Raw genomic sequence first — 18,377 nt, forward strand, 5'->3', positions numbered from 1 at the left:
TTCTATAGAATGTCGTTTGAACAAATGTTTATTACCGCTGTTGTAAACTTTGATTATGCCTATCCGCTGAGGTATGATTTTTTTGTGGCTGAATTGTCCAAAATCATTTCCCAAAGTCAAATTAAAACGATGATTAATAAGTTTTTACAAAAAAACCAAATATTTCTTGCGTATTTCACAAAATTTACATTAATTCATTACCTTTGCCCACTTTAAAATCATGCCGTAACATGATACAACCTGGTACCGTAAGATCGGGTTTGATACGAAAGATTCAATGCTCCTCCCTTTCGCATCCGGTTTATATCATGTGGCAATTGCAATTAAAAAATATTTATTGCCCATGAAGTTATCTCAGTTTAAGTTTGATCTGCCTCTAAACCTTATCGCTCAGCACCCTTCGAAAAAGAGAGAAGACAGTCGCATGATGGTGGTGCACCGCAAAACCGGACAAATGGAAAACAAACACTTCCGTGATGTTCTGGATTATTTTGACGACAAAGATGTTTTCATCGTAAATAATACAAAGGTTTTCCCAGCTCGTATGTATGGCCGTAAAGAAAAGACCGGCGCTAAAATTGAGGTTTTTCTTCTACGCGAATTGAACAAACCAAATCGCCTTTGGGATGTAATCGTTGACCCTGCACGTAAAATCCGTGTCGGCAACAAATTATATTTCGGAGAGTCTGACGAACTGGTAGCTGAAGTAATTGATAACACTACATCCCGTGGTCGTACCATCCGCTTCTTGTGGGATGGCACAGACGATGAGTTCCGCCAAATGCTTGAGCATCTGGGTGAAACTCCTCTTCCAAAATACATCAAGCGCAAACCGGAAGAAGAAGATAAAGAGCGTTTCCAAACAGTGTATGCAAAACACGAAGGTGCCGTTGCTGCTCCAACAGCTGGCCTGCACTTCAGTAAAGAACTGATCAAACGTCTTGAAATTAAAGGTATCCGTTTCGCAGAAGTTACTTTGCACACAGGATTGGGAACTTTCCGCCCCATCGAAGTAGAAGATCTCAGCAAACATAAAATGGATGCCGAGTACTACCAGATCGATGACACAGCCTGCAAAATTGTAAACAAAGCAAAAACTGACGGTAAAAGAATCTGCTCTGTTGGTACAACAACCATGAGAGCCATCGAGTCATCTTTTACTGCAGAAAAATTGCTGAAACCATCTGAAGGTTGGACAAACCATTTCATCCACCCTCCTTATGAGTTCTCTATTGCAGACTCTTTGATCACCAACTTCCATTTGCCAAAAACAAGCTTATTGATCATGACTTGCGCATTCGCCGGTTATGAATTGGCAACAGAAGCTTACAAAAAAGCAATCAAAGACAAATACCGCTTCTTCAGCTATGGAGATGCTATGTTGGTGTTATAATCATGAAAAGGTGAATCGTAAATTCACTGCCATCATAAAAACTTAAAAATCACCGCATGTTATCATGCGGTGATTTTTTTTGCCCGTATTTGCATTTGCTTTCCGGAACAACTATTTTAGTTCCAAATTAAAATAATTGAAAATTGTCTGGCTCCACAAAAGAGAAGCAACATCATTTTCAATTTTCAACTTTCAATTTTCAATTGCAACACCTGTGACCAAAAAGTACCGCATTCTCGAAACCATCCGCCAGGGACAGATCGGCGGCGGTGAGAGCCATTTATTGAGCCTCGTTGAAAACCTTGATAAATCTATATTTGAGCCCGTTGTCCTCTCCTTTACTCCCGGCCCAATGATAGACAGGCTTAAGGAAATGGGCATTCAAACACATGTGATCTATACTGAAAAGCCGTTTGATATGAGCAAATGGAAACAGGTAAAGACGTTTGTGGAAAGTGAAAACATTCAGCTTGTGCATGCACACGGCACCAGAGCAAATTCAAACGTTTATTGGGCCGCAAAAAAATTGAACCTCCCACTCGTTTATACGATTCACGGCTGGAGCTTCCACGATGATCAGAACCCGATAGTCAAGAAGATAAGAGTGTTGGGGGAAAAAGTGCTCACAAAAAAATCGGACATCAACATTTCTGTTGCTGCCTCTAACCAGGCAACGGGAAAGCAATACTTTAAAGACTTTGAATCTGTTGTGATCAACAATGGAATCAATCAGCAAAAATTCAATCCAGACAGAGCATTGCAAGATGTCCGGGAAGAATTACATGTTCCACCTTCAGATACGCTTGTTGTTTTTGTTGCCCGTTTTATCCATCAAAAACAACCGCTGGTGTTGATCAGAGCGTTCGCCAAAGCTTTACAGCAAAAACCTTCTTTAAAGCTTTTATTAGTGGGAGATGGCGATCAAAAAGATGAAGCACTACAACTTGTAAAAACGTTAGGAATCGAACAACAAGTCATTTTCCAACAGTTTCGCCAAGACGTTCCGGAGGTTTTAGCAGCCGGAGATATTTACGTGTTACCCTCTCTTTGGGAAGGCCTGCCAATCGCGTTACTCGAAGCAATGGCAATGGGAAAAGCAATCATAGCTACTGCTGCGGATGGCACTCGTGAAGTGATCCAACACAACAACAATGGCATTTTGTTACCAATGGAAAATGTAGAAGATAATTTAGCCGCCGCGATTGTTGATTTAGCGAACGACCCTGACAAAAGAAAAAAACTGGGAGATGCTGCGCGAGCCACTATCAGCGAACGTTTCAGTGCAGATAAAATGACGAGAGAGATTGAAAAGATTTATTTGAAACTTTTAAATGCCTGAAATTTAAACTAAAAAATTTTAAGCAAGTGACACCGTATAAAAAACTGTATCAATAAAAAATAAGGTATTGGAGTTGACAAGGATATTTTCATCGTGCATGCCTTCCAAAATCAACCCTAACTCTTTATTGAAGTAGTCGTTTCGCCGTGTATTTTCAAACCCGTTAAATGCCAGGAATTTTTTTATGTCTGGCAATTCAGCTTGCGCGTCTGATTATATAAATGGCTGTTTTAAAACAGCAAACAAAGTTCCATCTCGTTCTGTAAATCCCAGGCAAGTATAAGTTGTGTCCCTAAAAAGTAAATTGTGAATGACGACGCTATTAAAAAACTCAAGCCAAGTCGTATAGTAAATAGCATCGTTTAGCTTTATTACGCTTTGACTATTTGACTCAAGATAAACCAAAGCTTCCCCTCCTCTCGTCAAATAATGTTTTTCTTCAGGTAATTCTTTTACCCAAAGGTCATTTGTGTCACAAAACGATCTCAACAGCTTTACCTGCTCTTCTTTGACGATTGATTGACTTTCGAATTCTTTTTTAACCGTTGTACTTGTTCTAAAGCTTGAGCATAGGAGATTTCTGATTGACGTGCAATTCTCTTTTGTCCCTTCAAGGACATTTCCTGAAACGATATCTTTAAGTCTTTTTCGGGTATCATTATCAATCATTTTTACAAAAATAAGTAAAGAATTGAAGTATACAATTTCTACGGAACGCATTGCTTTTCAAGCAAAAAGAGCCTATGCAAGTTTGCATAAGCTCTTTTATATATTTTTTTGCAAATAACGACCACTACTCTAAACCAAACAGTCCGCTATTCAGCAACTGCAGAGTCTGAATCTTATATTGATCAGCAACAAGTAAAGAAATATTGTGAGGACTTCCACCATAGCTAACCATGCTAACAGGCACCGGTTTTAATGTATCAAACAATTTGCTTAACACATCAGCAGAGCTACCGATTTTGTTACCAACAATGGAAACTATGGTTTGATTTTTATCTACCTCAATTGTTCCGAAAGGTTCCAATTCTTTCACGATCGCAGCAAGATTAGCATCTGTATCAATCGTAACAGAAACCGCCACTTCAGAAGTAGTGATCATATCAATTGGTGTGCGGTATTTCTCGAACACTTCGAAGATCTTTCTGAGGAAACCATAAGCCAGCAACATGCGGCTGCTCTTGATTTTGATTGCGATAATACCATCTTTCGCAGCAATCGCTTTTACGCCTTCGCTACCTGCTTCGTCGCGGATTACTGTACCGGCAGCATCAGGCTGCATAGTGTTCAACAACTTAACAGGAACATTTTCGTGTTGAGCTGGCCAGATACAAGTTGGGTGCAAAATCTTCGCGCCAAAATATGCAAGCTCAGCAGCTTCATCAAAGCTCAATTGCTCGATGGCAACCGTTTTCTTTACGATACGTGGGTCGTTGTTATGCATACCATCGATGTCTGTCCAAATTTCACAGACAGTAGCTTTAATTGCAGCAGCAATCAAAGATGCAGTGTAATCACTTCCGCCTCTTTTCAGGTTATCTACCTCTCCTTTCGAGTTGCGGCAGATATAACCTTGCGTGATGAACATTTTCTTATCGCTATGATTTTTCAACAGCTGAGACAGCTTTGTTTTAATCGCGGAAAGTTGCGGCTCATCATTTGCATCAATGCTCATGAAATCGAGCGCCGGCAACAGATAGTGATCAATTCCTTTTTCTTCAAGATAAGTGCTGAACAATTTTGTGCTCAACAATTCACCCTGCGCAAGGATATCTTTATTCAACGCTTCGTTGAAAGAAATTTTAGTGATGATGTTCAAAAACTCGAAATGCTCGCCAACAATAGCTTTTGCCTTTGCAAGCGCTGCAGGAGTTTTCACCAGTTCTGCAATGAAAGTATGATAGTGAGCTTCCAGCTTGTCGATCTGCGTCTTCGCATCTTCTTTATTGTTCTTGGCCAAAGCATCGCCAATACCAACCAATGCGTTGGTAGTTCCGCTCAAAGCACTCAATACAACAATTTTAGATTCATTGTCACGGGTGATCAGATCCGCAACCTGGTACATACGCTCGGGCTTTCCAACACTGGTGCCCCCGAATTTCATTACTTTCATTTTCTTAGTAACAAGCTAAAAGCTAGTTTAGCCATTTTTTAGTGAAAAATATTGTTGAAAAAATTGTTGCTTCTTCTCAGGAGGTCGGAAGTCAAAAGTCAAAATTAGAAAGTCAAAAAAGTAGCCGCACTGACGGGGATCACTTTTTAATTTTTACTTTTAATTTTTGCCTTTCCCTCCGGGTTTGCGAAGTTAAAGCTCCACGCCCAATTTTTTACCCAAATTTTGTAAATCCTCCACAACAACTTGCAACAATGGAATTCCGGTTTCCAAACGCTCTTTTTCCATCTCTCTTTCCGGATCGCCGGGAATCAAAACGCTTTGTTCACCCACCACTGTTTTGGCGTTCCTAAAGCGCTGTATCCAGTTATCCATGTGCTCTTTAAATTCGTCCGCTTTACGGAAGGCGTCGATGCGCATCGCTCCTAAAAAGTGCCCGATCCCTTTACCCGGCATATTTTCAGGCATTGGCACATAAGCAGGAAACGGAGGTACCCAGGGGCCGTAGTTTGCGCCGCTCAATATGGCCGAGAAAATATCCACCACCGCCCCAAGCGCATAGCCTTTATGACTTCCATGCTCGCGATCACCGCCGAGTGGCAGCAAAGCACCGCCATTTTTCAAGGCATGTGCATCTGTAGAAATATTGCCTTCTTTATCCTGGATCCACCCCGTCGGCGCATCCAGATTTTTTCTTTGTAAAATTTCGAGCTTACCGTTAGCGGCCGTCGTAGTTGCTAAATCCGCCACAAATGCAGGCTCTTTTCCCGCAGGAATCGCCACGCAAATAGGGTTTGTACCTAGCATGCGCTCGGTTGAAAAGGTTGGCGCTACCAAAGCACTGGCATTGGTCATTGCAATGCCAATCATATCATTCTCCAGCGCCATCATTGCGTGAAATCCTGCAATACCAAAGTGATTCGAGTTCTGCACACTCACCCAGCCTGTTCCCACATTCTTCGCTTTTTCAATTGCCACTTTCATCGCATAAGGTGCTACAACAAGTCCCAAACCGCTATCCCCATCAACAACAGCCGTGGATGGCGTTTCATGAATCACTTTCATTGCAGGTGCTGCATTCACCCTCTTAGCCTCCCACAAGCGCACATAGCCTGTCAAACGCGCCACACCATGTGAATCAACTCCACGTAAATCCGCACTCAACAAAGTTTTTGCTGCAATAGTTGCATCGTCGGAACTGCAACCAATCTGCCTGAATATTGCTTCTGTAAAATTCAACAAATGAGCATAGGAAAAAATCTTTTCCATAAAAGAGAATTGGTGAGCCGCAAAGATAAATTTAATTGAAAACGGAAAGTTGAAAATTGAAAATGAAGTTTAGCTTTCCAATTTTCAATCTCCAATTATTGGCATCTTGTGAATATTGTCTTTTGCAAAAATCTGATCATATAAAAATTGCACAAGTGATTTCATGGAAATAGAAGGCTTTCCCATTTTATGATAATTCACTTCAAGCACGCCGGCAGGCTTATCCTTGATCTCTGTAGGTCGTACAATTGTCCAATCAAGAGCCGTCACAGACAAAATTTCAAGCTGTCTTCTCTTGTCTCTAAAAGGCCGCCAAAGCGTTAACGGCGCAACTATCCGACCAAAGAAACCACCATCGTAGCCAAGCACTCCTGCAGAAGACAAGCAAATAACTCTCCGGACACCAAACTTTTCCATCGCCATGACAATATTTATCGTGCCTGAAGAATAAACAGTGGTCGCTTTATTTCCTCGAGTGCCTAGCAAAATATAAACAACGTCACACCCTTTGATACATTCTTCAACAGCCACTGCATTCAAAACATCTCCTTCAATCAATTGTAAATTCTTAGCAGCTTCGATTCTGCCGCTATCACGCACCAATGCTTTTAAGCAATCTTCTTTTGCTAAAAGTAACTTCGCAAGTTCCCTACCAACTTGCCCTGTTGCGCCAAACAAAGCTATTTTCATACGCTTACTATTTATTCTCCATACTAATTTCCACAAGAATACTCCCCGGTGCATTAAAGTAAAATCCATAAGACCCATGCATATTCCTCGGCGCGTGCCCCGTTGCATAACCAGAAGAAAGCAACTGGTCATATTTTAAATCAACCTCTTGTTTGCTATTTACCAGGAAACCCACGTGAAATGCATCCGGATAGCTGTGAATATCGTTTCTGTTGAACGAATGAGAAGTAATCACCAGGACAAATCCGTCCTCTCCTTTCAAAACCGCTAATGCATTATCTCCTTTTTTTTCTAAACAAGTAAAGGAGAAAAATGTCTCAAAAAAATCCGCAGTGGCTTTTACATCAGGCACCGTGAGATTAATGTGATTCAGTTTCATTATGATATATTTATAAAAGAACAATCATTCTTTTATTGGTTAAAAAAATTTTATGGTGTTAAAGCAATCATCACCTGATCGAAAGCTTCATCCAATTTTTCCTGAGTAAGCGCAAATTTTTTACCACTCATGCTTTTCTTTTGCTGGTGAAATTTTATTAATTGATACAATGGACCAAAAGCTATAGCCCAATACACTTCCGTTGACAGCTCCTTCAACTTCCCTTTCTTAATTGCGTTCGCGCAGAACTTTTGCATAACTGTCGACAATCTCCTGCCCTGTAGGTCCATAACTTTCAGATATAACGGAGTGCTACGCAATTGTTCTGCGAACTGAGCTTCCAATGGGTATTTCAAACAATAAGCCAATCTGTTTTTCCATTGCAGTTTCAGTCCTTCAGCATAGTTCATATCCACATTAAAACCCTTCAACAGCATGTCATCCATCTCATTTACTATACCAAGGTAAACTTGCACAATAAGGTCTTCCCTATTTTCAAAATTCAGGTAAATAGTGTTAACTGATACGCCAGCAGCCTTCGCCACCTTATGCATACTCAAACCATCAAACCCATCTTTTACAACAAGCTCGACTGTCTTCTGCCGTATAAGCAACTCCTTATTTAGATCTTTTAGACGCATTGGGAATACAAATATAAAAGAACAATCATTCTTTTTTAAATTTTATTTTTAAAATACTTATTCATGCATAAAAAAATCCCCGCATAACTGCAGGGACTTTAAAAATTCGACCTCCTATCTCCCTCCCGGAGGGCAATTTGTTCTTAAATAGTTCGTGTACAATGTACTTAAATGCAGATTGGTTCCTTCGCCTTCTGATATACTGTGCGTACGGTTTGGATAAGGCATAAACTGAAATTGCTTATTGTATTTGATCAATTCATTCAACAACATCTCAGCATTATCGTAATGCACGTTATCATCACCTGTTCCATGTATGTACAGTAAATTTCCTTTCAAATTTTTAGCATATGTGATGGGTGAACCTTTCACGAAATCTTCGCGATTTTCTTGTGGCAACCCCATGTAGCGTTCCTGGTAAATGTTGTCATATGTAAGCTGATTTCCTACTGCTGCAATGGCTATCCCGGTTTTGTAAATCTCAGGATGCTGGAACATCAGGTTCAGCGTTGCAGAGCCACCACCGCTCCAACCCCAAACAGCTACGCGATCTTTATCAACAAATGGCCATTTCAAAATTTCTTTTGCAGCCATCGCCTGGTCGTTAATATTGATTTGTCCAATTTGTCTGTAAACACACTTTCTCCATTCTCTCCCTTTTGGACAGGGTGTCCCCCTATTGTCAATTGTAATGTAGATGTAGCCATCCTTTGCCATATTGCCGCGATACAAAAAGTTGTACCCAGTGCCAAACTCATCCTTCACAAGTTGCCCCCATGGTTCTGTGTACACCTGGAACACAACAGGATATTTTTTTGTGCTGTCGAAGTTTTCAGGCTTCAACATCCACGCATCCATTTCAACATTGTCCGCAGTTTTTATTTTGAAGAACTGCAACGGAAACCGGCTCTTATCTGCTGCAGCAACAGCATTGTTTACTTCGCTGCTTCCATTGACGCCTCCATGTGCCGGCAAAGTGATCCACTCCGATGTAGGCCTTGTGTAATAGTTAGAAAAATTATGCATGGCAAATTTCGCATCAGGAGAAAGGTTGTAGTCATGAGTTCCTTGTTGATTAGCCGGAGATACTCTTTCCGCTTTGCCCTTACCATCCAGCTTGGTTCTATACAAATATTTTTGTGTGGCATTGTCAGGAGATGCCATGAAATAAACGTAACCTCCTTTTTCATCGATGCGCACAATATCCATCACATCATAATTGCCGTTAGTGATCAGCGTTTCCTTTTTGCCATCGCGGCTAATGCGATACAAGTGGCGCCAGCCGTCTTTTTCAGTGGCCCACACAAATTCTTTTCCGCTGTTAATCCAATCCCAGCCACCATAAGCATAATCATCGTCCCACAAAGGCAAAATATCGATCCATGCTTTGTCTGTTTCCTCGTAGATCAAGCTTGATTTTCCAGTTGTTGCATTGCATATAAACAACTTGCTATCATTCTGCTTTCTGTTCAAATGCTGAATGATCAATTCACTACTGTTGGCCGCCCACTCCATTCTTGGAACATAAGTTTGCAAAACAGTATCAGTAGGAATTTCCATCCATTTGGTTTGTGCATTCTCAACATTCACAACACCAATTTTGTAAGGAGATGGCGGAGTACCTGCAACCGGATATTCTACAGGAACTATTTTCGGATAAATAGAATCCGTGTTGTTGATCATATAATAATCGGAAGTCGTCTTTGCATTAATTTGCCAGAAAGCAATTTGCTTACTGTCGGCTGCCCAGCGAAAACCATCTCTGCAGAAAAACTCTTCTTCATAGGCCCAGTCAAATGTGCCGTTGATCAGTTTACGGCTACCGTCGAGTGTCAACTGTTTTACTTTGTTTGTTACCGCGTCTTCCACGTACAAATTGTAATTGCTTACGTAAGCAACTTTGCCACCGTCAGGAGAAAACTTGGCAAACATTAGAGATGATTCAGGCAAACCTGTTCCCAATTGTTTTAAAGAACCTGTTGTAAGATCATACAACCAGTAATCTCCTCTCGTATCTTGTCTCCAAACTTTCTTTGTATTTGTATAGATCAATACTTTCTTCTCATCCGCTGAAAAAATAAAACTGCGTATGTGCAATGCCGTTGTTTTTCCAGCTGGAATTAATTTTCCTTTATCAACAATCACCGTAGATGATCCCGCTGGCAACGTATATTTCGCAATGCTATTATCTTCATTCACATAATAGCTATTGCCTTCTTTAGACCATGTAATTTTTTCCTGCGCAGAAACGCAAAGCGTAATAATCAAGCACCAAAACAATAACAATAAACGCTGGGGCATAGTGTAAGAAATTTGATGGAAGATAAAGCATGTTAGCAAAATATTATGCAATTACCCGGTTCATTAATTAAGCGTTCTTAAAGCATGATCAACGGTTAAAGAACAAGCACTAAAAACAAAAAAGCCGCTCCGGAATTCCGGAACGGCTCTATATAAGTAAGAAGCTAAATTATGCGTTTACTTTACCTTTCACTTTTGCGATAACCTCATCTGCGATGTTGTTAGGCGCTGGTGCGTAATGTGAGAATTCCATTGTAGAAGACGCACGACCAGAAGACAATGAACGCAACTGAGTTACGTAACCGAACATTTCGCTCAAAGGAACTTTAGCTTTAATAACCTGTGCGTTATTACGGCTATCCATACCTTCCAACATACCACGACGGCGGTTCAAGTCACCTGTAACATCACCCATGTATTGGTCAGGAGTTACAACCTCTACTCTCATGATTGGCTCAAGCAAAGTTGGTTTTGCTTTTCTTGCTGCTTCACGGAAACCTTGTTTAGCACAAAGCTCGAATGACATAGCATCAGAGTCAACCTGGTGGAAGCTACCATCAAATACGCGGATTTTCATGTCCACAACAGGATAGTTAGCCAATACACCATTAGACATTGCTGATTCGAAACCTTTCTGAATAGCTGGTACAAACTCACGAGGAATAGATCCACCAAAGATATCGTTTACGAACTGGTAAGATTTTCCTGGGTTTTCTTTTAACCACTCTTCATCAGCAGGTCCGATAGCAAACACGATGTCAGCGAATTTACCACGACCACCGGTTTGTTTTTTCAATGTTTCACGGTGCTCAATAGTTGCTTTGAACGCCTCTTTATAAGCTACCTGAGGGTTACCCTGGTTTACTTCTACTTTGAACTCACGACGCATACGGTCAATGATGATCTCAAGGTGAAGCTCACCCATACCACTCAAAATTGTTTGACCTGTTTCTTCGTCTGTTCTTACACGTAAGGTTGGATCTTCTTCAACCAATTTAGCGATAGCCATACCCATTTTATCAACGTCAGCCTGAGTTTTAGGCTCGATAGCTACGGAGATAACTGGTTCTGGAATGAACATGTTTTCCAGAACGATTGGGTTGTCTTCATCACAAAGTGTATCACCAGTTTTGATCTCTTTGAAACCAACTGCCGCTCCGATATCACCAGCTTCGATGAAATCGATTGGGTTTTGCTTGTTAGCAAACATTTTCATGATACGGCTGATACGTTCTTTCTTACCGCTACGTACGTTCAATACGTAAGAACCTGCATCAAGGTGACCACTATATGCACGGAAGAATGCAAGACGACCTACGAATGGGTCAGTCATGATTTTGAATGCCAATGCAGCAAATGGTTCTTTTGCATCTGGTCTACGAACAATAGCTTCGCCAGTGTCAGGGTTAGTACCTTCTACAGCGTCGATATCAAGCGGGCTTGGCAGGTAACGGCAAACCGCATCCAATGCAGTTTGTACACCTTTATTTTTGAATGAAGAACCGCACATCATAGGAACGATACTAAGATCGATCGTTGCTTTGCGGATAGCTTCATGCAATTCTGCTTCAGAAATTGAGTTTGGATCTTCGAAGAATTTCTCCATCAAAGTATCATCGTATTCAGCAACTGCTTCAACAAGCGCAGCTCTGTATTCGTTAGCTTCGTCAACCATGTCAGCAGGTACAGGGATTTCGTCGAAAGTCATACCTTCTGTTTCCATGTGCCAAACCACACCTTTCATTGTAATCAAATCCACAACGCCTGTGAAATTATCTTCAGCGCCGATTGGTAACTGTAATGGAACAGCTTTAGCACCCAACATTTCTTTAACTTGTTTTACCACGTTAAGGAAGTCAGCACCAGAACGATCCATTTTATTTACGAAACCGATACGGGGAACTTTGTAACGGTTAGCCTGGCGCCAAACAGTTTCAGATTGAGGTTCTACACCATCAACCGCACTGAACAACGCGATCAAACCATCCAATACACGCATGGAACGCTCAACTTCTATAGTAAAGTCCACGTGACCCGGAGTATCGATAATGTTGAAGTAATATTTTTTAGTGTTAGCGTCAGCTTTACCTTTATCAGTTGGGAAATTCCACTGGCAACTTACCGCAGCAGAGGTAATTGTGATACCTCTTTCTTTTTCTTGCTCCATCCAGTCGGTAGTAGCACCACCGTCGTGAACTTCACCAATTTTGTGGATCATCCCTGTGTAGCGTAAGATACGCTCTGTAGTAGTGGTCTTTCCGGCGTCAATGTGAGCCGCAATACCAAAGTTTCTTTGAAATCTTAAGTCTGCCATTTTTGTATGTTAAAAAGTTTGAGTCTTTTTATTGATTTACCGTCACTTTCAAATAAGAACAATAAACCGAATTTGAGGCGCAAAGGTAAAGCTTTAGAAGTAAAAAAAAACAGCTCCCCACAAGTTATATATACAATTCACATGAATTTATTGGCACAGAGTTTTAAGATGTGGATTAACTAGGGATATTTTTTTTATAAATTCCTGAAAATGTTGAAGATATTTATTTGTTATTAGTAAAGGGTAATGTAAATTTATTTTGTCAATCAAAATCACCTAAAAATCACGAACAAATATGGCCACTAAAAAAAAGGTAGCAAAAAAAGCACCGGCAAAAAAAGCAGTTGCCAAAAAGGCCGCTCCAAAAAAGGCCGCGCCTAAAAAAGCAGCGAAAAAGGTTGCCAAAAAAGCCGCACCTAAAAAAGCTCTAAAAAAAGCTGCGAAGAAAGCGGCTCCTAAAAAGGCAGTTAAAAAAGCAGCTCCTAAGAAAGCAATCAAAAAAGTAGTTAAAAAAGCGGCTGCAAAGAAAGCGGCCCCGAAAAAAGCGGCAAAAAAAGCAGCTCCTAAGAAAGTTGTGAAAAAAGCGGCGCCTAAAAAAGCAGCTCCAGCTCCAAAAAAAGCGGCTAAAAAAGCGCCTTTGAAAAAAGCGCCGGTAAAAAAAGCAGCTCCAGTTAAAAAAGCAGCTCCTAAAAAAGCAGCAAAGAAAGCCGTTAAAAAAGTAGTCCCGGCTAAAGTTCAACCTTCTCCGGCACCAATGGAGGAACCAATTGCAACGCCAGCACCAATGGAGGAACCAACTAGTACGCCTATCTCCCATGATAGCGACGAAAGCGGCCCAGATTCATTTGACGTTCCTGAAATGCCAAATGATGACAACGAAGACGAGGCTTAATCTCTTCTAAACATATTTTGTAGACAATACACAAAGCGCCAAGACATTGATAAATGCGATGGCGCTTTTTTATTTTTAGCACGCAGATGACGCTGATTAGGCTGATTTGCGCTGATTTTTTTCAAGGAAGCGACAGCTCGCTATTTTCCTGACACTCAATTATTCATTAATTCAAACGAAAATCCGTGTAAATCAGTCCTATACGTGTCATCCGTGTGCCTAAGCCTTGCCATACGGCAAACAAAAAAACCATCGCTTATTTCTAAGCGATGGTCCAATATATAAAGGCTTTGTATACAACTTATACCTTGAAGTGAGAAAAAGCTTTGTTAGCTTCAGCCATACGGTGAGTATCTTCTTTCTTTTTGAAAGCTCCACCTTCACCTTTTGCTGCAGCTACGATTTCGTTAGCCAATTTGTCTGCCATGCTACGACCGTTTCTTTCACGGCTAAAGCGTACCAGCCATTTGATGCTTAAAGAAATCTTTCTGTCAGGACGAACCTCAGAAGGAATTTGGAAAGTAGCACCACCGATACGACGGCTTCTTACTTCAACCCCTGGAGTTACGTTTGACAACGCTTTTTTCCAAATTTCGTAGCCATCTTCGTTAGTGATTTTAGCTACTTTATCAAGTGCATCATAAAAAATTTCGAATGCTACACTTTTTTTACCTTGCCACATGATGTTGTTAACAAAACGTGTAACTAGTTTGTCGTTATACTTAGCATCAGGAGCTAGAGGTAATTTTTTGGCTTGCGCTTTCCTCATTGGAAAATCTATTTAAACAGCTTGATTAATTAATTATTTTTTCGCTTTTTCTTTCTTAGTACCGTATTTAGAACGGCTCTTCTTCCTGTCTTTCACACCTGCAGTATCCAAGCTACCACGAACGATATGGTAACGAACACCTGGCAAATCTTTCACACGACCACCACGGATCAACACGATGGAGTGCTCTTGCAGGTTGTGTCCTTCACCTGGAATATATGCGATAACTTCTACTTTATTCGTCAAACGCACTTTAGCTACTTTACGTAAAGCTGAGTTTGGCTTCTTAGGCGTAGTAGTGTACACACGTGTACAAACACCACGACGTTGAGGACATGCATCCAGCGCTCTGGATTTGCTCTTTGCTTTAATAATTTCTCTACCTTTTCTAACTAATTGTTGTATCGTAGGCATTATAACCTTTTTTATTTGGGACGGCAAAGGTAACAGTGATTACCTTAAATACCAAATTTAAAAATGTTGTTTTCTAAAAATATTTTTCTGGGTGTTGAAAACATGTGGAAATTAAACAGTTAGCAACCAGTTATAACGGTCTTCTGCCTGGCCGCTTCTGATAGCATCCAGTCTTTTCTTAACTTCTGGTGTAACTGTCCATTTTTCTGTGTCAAACGTCATTACCTTGTCCTTATATCTCAGTTCTTTAATCGGAGAAATAGTCGCAGCGGTACCTGTTCCAAACACATCCTTCACATTTCCAGCATCGTATTCTTTTATCAACTCGTCTATACTGATTGGTCTTTCTTCTACTTTCAGGCCAATTTCCTTCAAAATGGCAATTACACTGTCACGCGTAACGCCGGCCAAAATGGTCCCCTCTTCCAGAGAAGGAGTCACAGCCGTGTCACCAATTACAAAGAAAACGTTCATCGTTCCCACTTCCTGCAGCCATTTGTGCTCAAAAGCGTCTGTCCACAGCACCTGGTCATAACCTTTATCCTTTGCTACTTTAGCCGGATACAGGCTACCGGCATAGTTTCCGGCATTTTTTGAGAACCCTACCCCACCCGGAGCGGCTCTTGTATATTTTTCTTCCACATAAATTTTCATTGGTTTGCCATAATAAGGACCTGTTGGGCTTAAAATGATCATGAATTTATATGTTTCCGAAGCTTTTACGCCTAAGGATTCGTCAGTACTGAACATAAACGGACGAATGTAAAGGGAGTGATTTTCCATTGCAGGAATCCAGCCTTTTTCAAGATCTATCAACTGACGCATTCCGTCAATGAAAATCTCTTCCGGCACAGCAGGCATACAAAGACGCTCAGCTGAAAGGTTAAAACGTCTGAAATTGTCGTACGGACGGAATATGAAAACTTCGCCATTATCGCTTTTGTAAGCCTTAATACCTTCAAAAATTGCCTGACCGTAATGTAGAGCCATGTTTGCCGGGCCAATCAGTAATGGTTGATATGGTTTAATTTCCACATTTTTCCATTCGCCATCGACGTAATCAGCTTCCAACATATAATCCGTGGAATACTTGCCAAATGGAACATTTTCAAGCTTTACACCAGGTAATTTACTCGCGTCAACTTTTGTAACCGGTATTGTATGTGCGGCAATCATATTCATTTACATTTGTGCAAAGAAACGAACAAAGTTTGGGGTTGCCAAAATACAAGACAATGAGTTTTAACAACGTACAATTACCGGGATTTTTAGTCGCAGACCTTTACAGAAGGCACTTGGTGGAAGATTATTCGGCCATTCCCAAAATTGCCCAACCATCCGAACCGGCTCCAATAATTGACAAACCCATTCAATTTTTAGGCAAAAATCTCAAGCAATTTCTAATACTGGCTTGCTATGCAAACGAGGTCTACCTACCGGAAGCGCAACTTGAGTTTCTGGGAAACATTTTGAAAGCCTGCCAGTTAAATCTTGGAGATGTTGCCATAGTGAACTGTAATTCCCAGGAGGTTAATTTCAGTAATATCGGGCAGCTTCAGCCGAAGTACATTATTACTTTTGGTGAAGAATCTCAGATCCACGCTGATTTTAGAACTTCTGCTTTTTTTGAAATAACCAATAAAAATGGCATAAATCTGATCAATGCGCCAAAACTTGAGCTGCTGAACCAAAATACTCCTGATGGAAAAGTGCTTAAAGGCAGACTTTGGAACAGCCTGAAACAACTCTTAAATATCTAATCAACATTGATATGAAGCTTATTTTTGCTACTAACAATCAGCATAAAGTTGATGAAATTCAATATATTATAGGTAACGAGTTCGATGTTATTTCACTTAAACAAGCGGGCATTGATATAGACATCCCGGAACCGCATGATACTTTAGAGGAAAATGCCGTTGAAAAATCTTCCACGATTTACAAATTAACAAATACAGATTGTTTTAGTGAGGACACTGGTCTTGAGGTAGAAGCATTGAACGGCGAACCCGGTGTCAAGAGTGCAAGGTATGCGGGTGATGTAAAGGATTTTAACAAGAATATTGAGAAGCTTCTTTTCAAGCTCGGTAATGAAAACAACAGAAAAGCGCAATTCCGAACCGTTATTTCTTTAATAATCAACAAAGAACAACATCTTTTTGAAGGAATATGCGAGGGCGAGATTATTTTTTCGCCAACGGGTAGCAATGGATTTGGCTATGATTCTGTGTTTGTACCAACTGGCGCAACCCGAACTTTTGCAGAAATGTCAATGGAGGAAAAGAATGCATTCAGCCATCGCAAAAAAGCGACAGAAAAATTAGTTTTATTTTTAAACAAACTGAATATTAGATAGTTTTACTACTGAATTACAAATAATTACAAATTTTTATCCTGGAAAATAAAAAAGATTTGTCGGAAAGCAACCAAAATATATCAGAATACGACTTAATTCAGGGGTGTCTTATGGATAATAGGCGTTCACAGGAGGCTTTGTATCAAAAATTCTCTCCAAAGATGTACGCCATTTGTCTCCGATACGCCTCAAATGCCGACGACGCAGCCGATCTTTTGCAGGAAGGATTTATTAAAGTATTTAAGAATTTACAAAAATTCAGAGGAGAAGGGTCGTTTGAGGGATGGATGCGAAGGGTTTTTGTAAACACATGCATTGAACATTTCCGAAAAAAGGTATATCTGAACAGTATTACCGAAAATGAGGAAAGAACAATAGAGGATTATTCTGCAAATGCATTGGATAATTTAGCCGAAAAAGATATTGTTCAGCTTATTCAAGAATTATCACCAGGTTACCGGACTGTTTTTAACCTATATGTGGTTGAAGGATTCTCGCACAAGGAAATTGGTGATTTGTTACAAATTAGTGAGGGCACAAGTAAATCTCAGTTGGCAAGAGCAAAAATGCTGTTACAAAAGAGAGTGAAGGGCCTTCTGGAAGAAAAAAAGCTTGATTAAAAAAACATGTCTGACCTACTAAGAAATAAAATGCAGCAATTTGAAGCCACTCCCCCAAAAGGATTGTGGGACAGGATCGCTGCGGATCTTGATGAATCCACCTCTTATAAAAACACATCAGAAAAATTATCCGGTTACGAAGTCACTCCCCCGCCTGGCATCTTCAACAAAATAGTTGCAGGCCTTGAAAGAGATCTTCCTCAAAAAGAAGTTCCTGTTAGAAAAATTAATACAACATTCAGGTGGTCAGCAGCAGCGGCTATTTTGATCGTCGTATCTACATTGGGCATTCTTTTCTTTAACGCTAACAAAAAAGAAACAAGCCTGGCTACTGCTACCAAAAGCAATAATCTTCCCACTGTTCCTCATCAGCAAATAACAAATAATCCACCAATCGTCGAAGCGGATGATAGCTCCGATGATGACAATGAAAAATCTGTTAAGCATCTTGCATTGAATAAATTGTTGCGATCAGTACACACTTCAAACATTCAGAATAAAAACGCTGAGACTGCTGATGTCGACTTTGTAGCTTCAAAACCTACAGTCCAGATAACATCCTCAAACATTAAGAACTCTTTGTCAGAACTGGCTTCTAAATTTGTTCTGAACGGGAACTACATTACAGTGCTTGGACCAAATGGTGAACTGAGAAAAATGTCCTTGAAAATTTTCAATGCAATGCATAGTCACAACTATGCAGTAGCGTCGAACTCTGATGGACAAAATACGATTATTGAGAATACAGTAATGGAAAAGAAGTTTAGTGAATGGAGAACCAAAGTTGTTCAAGCAGGTTATGCACCCAATGCATTCAACGGGATGGATATTTTAAATCTCAAGGACCTGATAAAAGAAAATTAAAAAGCGCTATTCACTACCTT

The 18,377-nt window shown here is 40.4% G+C and carries 17 protein-coding genes and 1 pseudogene; 7 read left to right on the plus strand and 11 right to left on the minus strand.

The genetic code is table 11. From position 1 onward, the window contains the following. Positions 1-343: 343 nt before the first annotated feature. Both queA and KTO63_RS14040 read left to right on the plus strand, forming a co-directional pair. Entirely contained in the window at positions 344-1,393 is a 1,050-nt protein-coding gene (queA, locus tag KTO63_RS14035) for a tRNA preQ1(34) S-adenosylmethionine ribosyltransferase-isomerase QueA (protein WP_217791957.1), read from the plus strand. 214 nt (positions 1,394-1,607) lie between these two features. Continuing rightward, positions 1,608-2,732, plus strand: coding sequence for a glycosyltransferase family 4 protein (locus KTO63_RS14040; RefSeq protein WP_217791958.1), 1,125 nt, complete (start codon positions 1,608-1,610; stop codon positions 2,730-2,732). Between the two features lie 18 nt (positions 2,733-2,750). Here KTO63_RS14040 and KTO63_RS14050 read toward each other — a convergent pair. The 8 genes and pseudogenes from KTO63_RS14050 to fusA all read right to left on the minus strand — a co-directional run bounded on the left by KTO63_RS14050 (position 2,751) and on the right by fusA (position 12,442). Further along, positions 2,751-3,452: pseudogene (locus tag KTO63_RS14050) on the minus strand (putative polyvalent protein kinase domain-containing protein). Between the two features lie 73 nt (positions 3,453-3,525). After that, positions 3,526-4,839: an aspartate kinase gene (locus KTO63_RS14055; RefSeq protein WP_232373177.1), complete on the minus strand. Its 1,314-nt coding sequence runs from the start codon at positions 4,837-4,839 to the stop codon at positions 3,526-3,528. A 201-nt stretch (positions 4,840-5,040) separates the two neighbouring features. Continuing rightward, complete coding sequence (locus KTO63_RS14060) at positions 5,041-6,117, minus strand: Ldh family oxidoreductase (RefSeq protein WP_217791962.1); 1,077 nt, start codon at positions 6,115-6,117, stop codon at positions 5,041-5,043. 84 nt (positions 6,118-6,201) lie between these two features. Beyond that, on the minus strand, positions 6,202-6,807 hold the full coding sequence (locus KTO63_RS14065; protein WP_217791963.1) for an NAD(P)-dependent oxidoreductase: 606 nt from the start codon (positions 6,805-6,807) through the stop codon (positions 6,202-6,204). A gap of 7 nt (positions 6,808-6,814) precedes the next feature. Beyond that, entirely contained in the window at positions 6,815-7,186 is a 372-nt protein-coding gene (locus KTO63_RS14070; protein ID WP_217791964.1) for a VOC family protein, read from the minus strand. A 50-nt stretch (positions 7,187-7,236) separates the two neighbouring features. Next, positions 7,237-7,827 (minus strand): TetR/AcrR family transcriptional regulator, encoded by a 591-nt coding sequence (locus KTO63_RS14075; RefSeq protein WP_217791965.1) that lies wholly within the window; start codon positions 7,825-7,827, stop codon positions 7,237-7,239. A gap of 114 nt (positions 7,828-7,941) precedes the next feature. Next, a complete protein-coding gene (locus KTO63_RS14080) occupies positions 7,942-10,128 on the minus strand; it encodes a S9 family peptidase (protein WP_217791966.1) in 2,187 nt (728 codons plus the stop codon). Between the two features lie 169 nt (positions 10,129-10,297). Next, positions 10,298-12,442, minus strand: coding sequence for an elongation factor G (fusA, locus tag KTO63_RS14085; RefSeq protein WP_217791967.1), 2,145 nt, complete (start codon positions 12,440-12,442; stop codon positions 10,298-10,300). Between the two features lie 295 nt (positions 12,443-12,737). On the opposite strand from fusA, the gene KTO63_RS14090 reads away from it, so the two are divergent. Continuing rightward, the gene (locus tag KTO63_RS14090) at positions 12,738-13,334 is read left to right on the plus strand and encodes a hypothetical protein (protein ID WP_217791968.1); all 597 of its coding nucleotides are present in this window, start codon (positions 12,738-12,740) and stop codon (positions 13,332-13,334) included. Positions 13,335-13,635: 301 nt separating this feature from the next. Here the strand turns inward: KTO63_RS14090 and rpsG are convergent, their stop codons facing one another. The 3 genes from rpsG to KTO63_RS14105 all read right to left on the minus strand — a co-directional run bounded on the left by rpsG (position 13,636) and on the right by KTO63_RS14105 (position 15,699). Beyond that, a complete protein-coding gene (rpsG, locus tag KTO63_RS14095) occupies positions 13,636-14,103 on the minus strand; it encodes a 30S ribosomal protein S7 (protein ID WP_217791969.1) in 468 nt (155 codons plus the stop codon). A gap of 33 nt (positions 14,104-14,136) precedes the next feature. Continuing rightward, positions 14,137-14,517, minus strand: coding sequence for a 30S ribosomal protein S12 (gene rpsL, locus KTO63_RS14100; protein ID WP_217791970.1), 381 nt, complete (start codon positions 14,515-14,517; stop codon positions 14,137-14,139). Positions 14,518-14,628: 111 nt separating this feature from the next. Beyond that, positions 14,629-15,699, minus strand: a complete 1,071-nt coding sequence (locus tag KTO63_RS14105) for a branched-chain amino acid aminotransferase (RefSeq protein ID WP_232373178.1) — start codon at positions 15,697-15,699, stop codon at positions 14,629-14,631. A 53-nt stretch (positions 15,700-15,752) separates the two neighbouring features. Between KTO63_RS14105 and KTO63_RS14110 the strand changes: the two genes are divergently transcribed. The 4 genes from KTO63_RS14110 to KTO63_RS14125 all read left to right on the plus strand — a co-directional run bounded on the left by KTO63_RS14110 (position 15,753) and on the right by KTO63_RS14125 (position 18,357). Continuing rightward, positions 15,753-16,277, plus strand: coding sequence for a hypothetical protein (locus KTO63_RS14110; protein ID WP_217791971.1), 525 nt, complete (start codon positions 15,753-15,755; stop codon positions 16,275-16,277). After that, a complete protein-coding gene (gene rdgB / locus KTO63_RS14115; RefSeq protein ID WP_232373179.1) occupies positions 16,244-16,873 on the plus strand; it encodes an RdgB/HAM1 family non-canonical purine NTP pyrophosphatase in 630 nt (209 codons plus the stop codon). The genes KTO63_RS14110 and rdgB overlap by 34 nt, the downstream gene beginning before the upstream one ends. A gap of 110 nt (positions 16,874-16,983) precedes the next feature. Beyond that, entirely contained in the window at positions 16,984-17,493 is a 510-nt protein-coding gene (locus tag KTO63_RS14120; RefSeq protein WP_217791972.1) for an RNA polymerase sigma factor, read from the plus strand. Positions 17,494-17,499: 6 nt separating this feature from the next. Next, on the plus strand, positions 17,500-18,357 hold the full coding sequence (locus tag KTO63_RS14125; protein WP_217791973.1) for a hypothetical protein: 858 nt from the start codon (positions 17,500-17,502) through the stop codon (positions 18,355-18,357). Positions 18,358-18,377: the final 20 nt, after the last annotated feature.

The organism is Pinibacter aurantiacus (assembly GCF_019130065.1).
In the GTDB taxonomy this organism is placed as follows: Bacteria; Bacteroidota; Bacteroidia; order Chitinophagales; family Chitinophagaceae; genus Pinibacter; species Pinibacter aurantiacus.

What these genes read in the sequence shown, in the direction of transcription:
- queA (WP_217791957.1), top strand. Translation starts at nt 344, where the DNA reads ATGAAGTTATCTCAGTTTAAGTTTGATCTGCCTCTAAACCTTATCGCT.
- fusA (WP_217791967.1), bottom strand. Translation starts at nt 12,442, where the DNA reads ATGGCAGACTTAAGATTTCAAAGAAACTTTGGTATTGCGGCTCACATT.
- KTO63_RS14070 (WP_217791964.1), bottom strand. Translation starts at nt 7,186, where the DNA reads ATGAAACTGAATCACATTAATCTCACGGTGCCTGATGTAAAAGCCACT.
- rpsL (WP_217791970.1), bottom strand. Translation starts at nt 14,517, where the DNA reads ATGCCTACGATACAACAATTAGTTAGAAAAGGTAGAGAAATTATTAAA.
- rpsG (WP_217791969.1), bottom strand. Translation starts at nt 14,103, where the DNA reads ATGAGGAAAGCGCAAGCCAAAAAATTACCTCTAGCTCCTGATGCTAAG.
- KTO63_RS14055 (WP_232373177.1), bottom strand. Translation starts at nt 4,839, where the DNA reads ATGAAATTCGGGGGCACCAGTGTTGGAAAGCCCGAGCGTATGTACCAG.
- KTO63_RS14065 (WP_217791963.1), bottom strand. Translation starts at nt 6,807, where the DNA reads ATGAAAATAGCTTTGTTTGGCGCAACAGGGCAAGTTGGTAGGGAACTT.
- KTO63_RS14105 (WP_232373178.1), bottom strand. Translation starts at nt 15,699, where the DNA reads ATGAATATGATTGCCGCACATACAATACCGGTTACAAAAGTTGACGCG.
- KTO63_RS14060 (WP_217791962.1), bottom strand. Translation starts at nt 6,117, where the DNA reads ATGGAAAAGATTTTTTCCTATGCTCATTTGTTGAATTTTACAGAAGCA.
- KTO63_RS14110 (WP_217791971.1), top strand. Translation starts at nt 15,753, where the DNA reads ATGAGTTTTAACAACGTACAATTACCGGGATTTTTAGTCGCAGACCTT.
- KTO63_RS14125 (WP_217791973.1), top strand. Translation starts at nt 17,500, where the DNA reads ATGTCTGACCTACTAAGAAATAAAATGCAGCAATTTGAAGCCACTCCC.
- KTO63_RS14075 (WP_217791965.1), bottom strand. Translation starts at nt 7,827, where the DNA reads ATGCGTCTAAAAGATCTAAATAAGGAGTTGCTTATACGGCAGAAGACA.
- KTO63_RS14080 (WP_217791966.1), bottom strand. Translation starts at nt 10,128, where the DNA reads ATGCCCCAGCGTTTATTGTTATTGTTTTGGTGCTTGATTATTACGCTT.
- KTO63_RS14120 (WP_217791972.1), top strand. Translation starts at nt 16,984, where the DNA reads ATGGATAATAGGCGTTCACAGGAGGCTTTGTATCAAAAATTCTCTCCA.
- KTO63_RS14090 (WP_217791968.1), top strand. Translation starts at nt 12,738, where the DNA reads ATGGCCACTAAAAAAAAGGTAGCAAAAAAAGCACCGGCAAAAAAAGCA.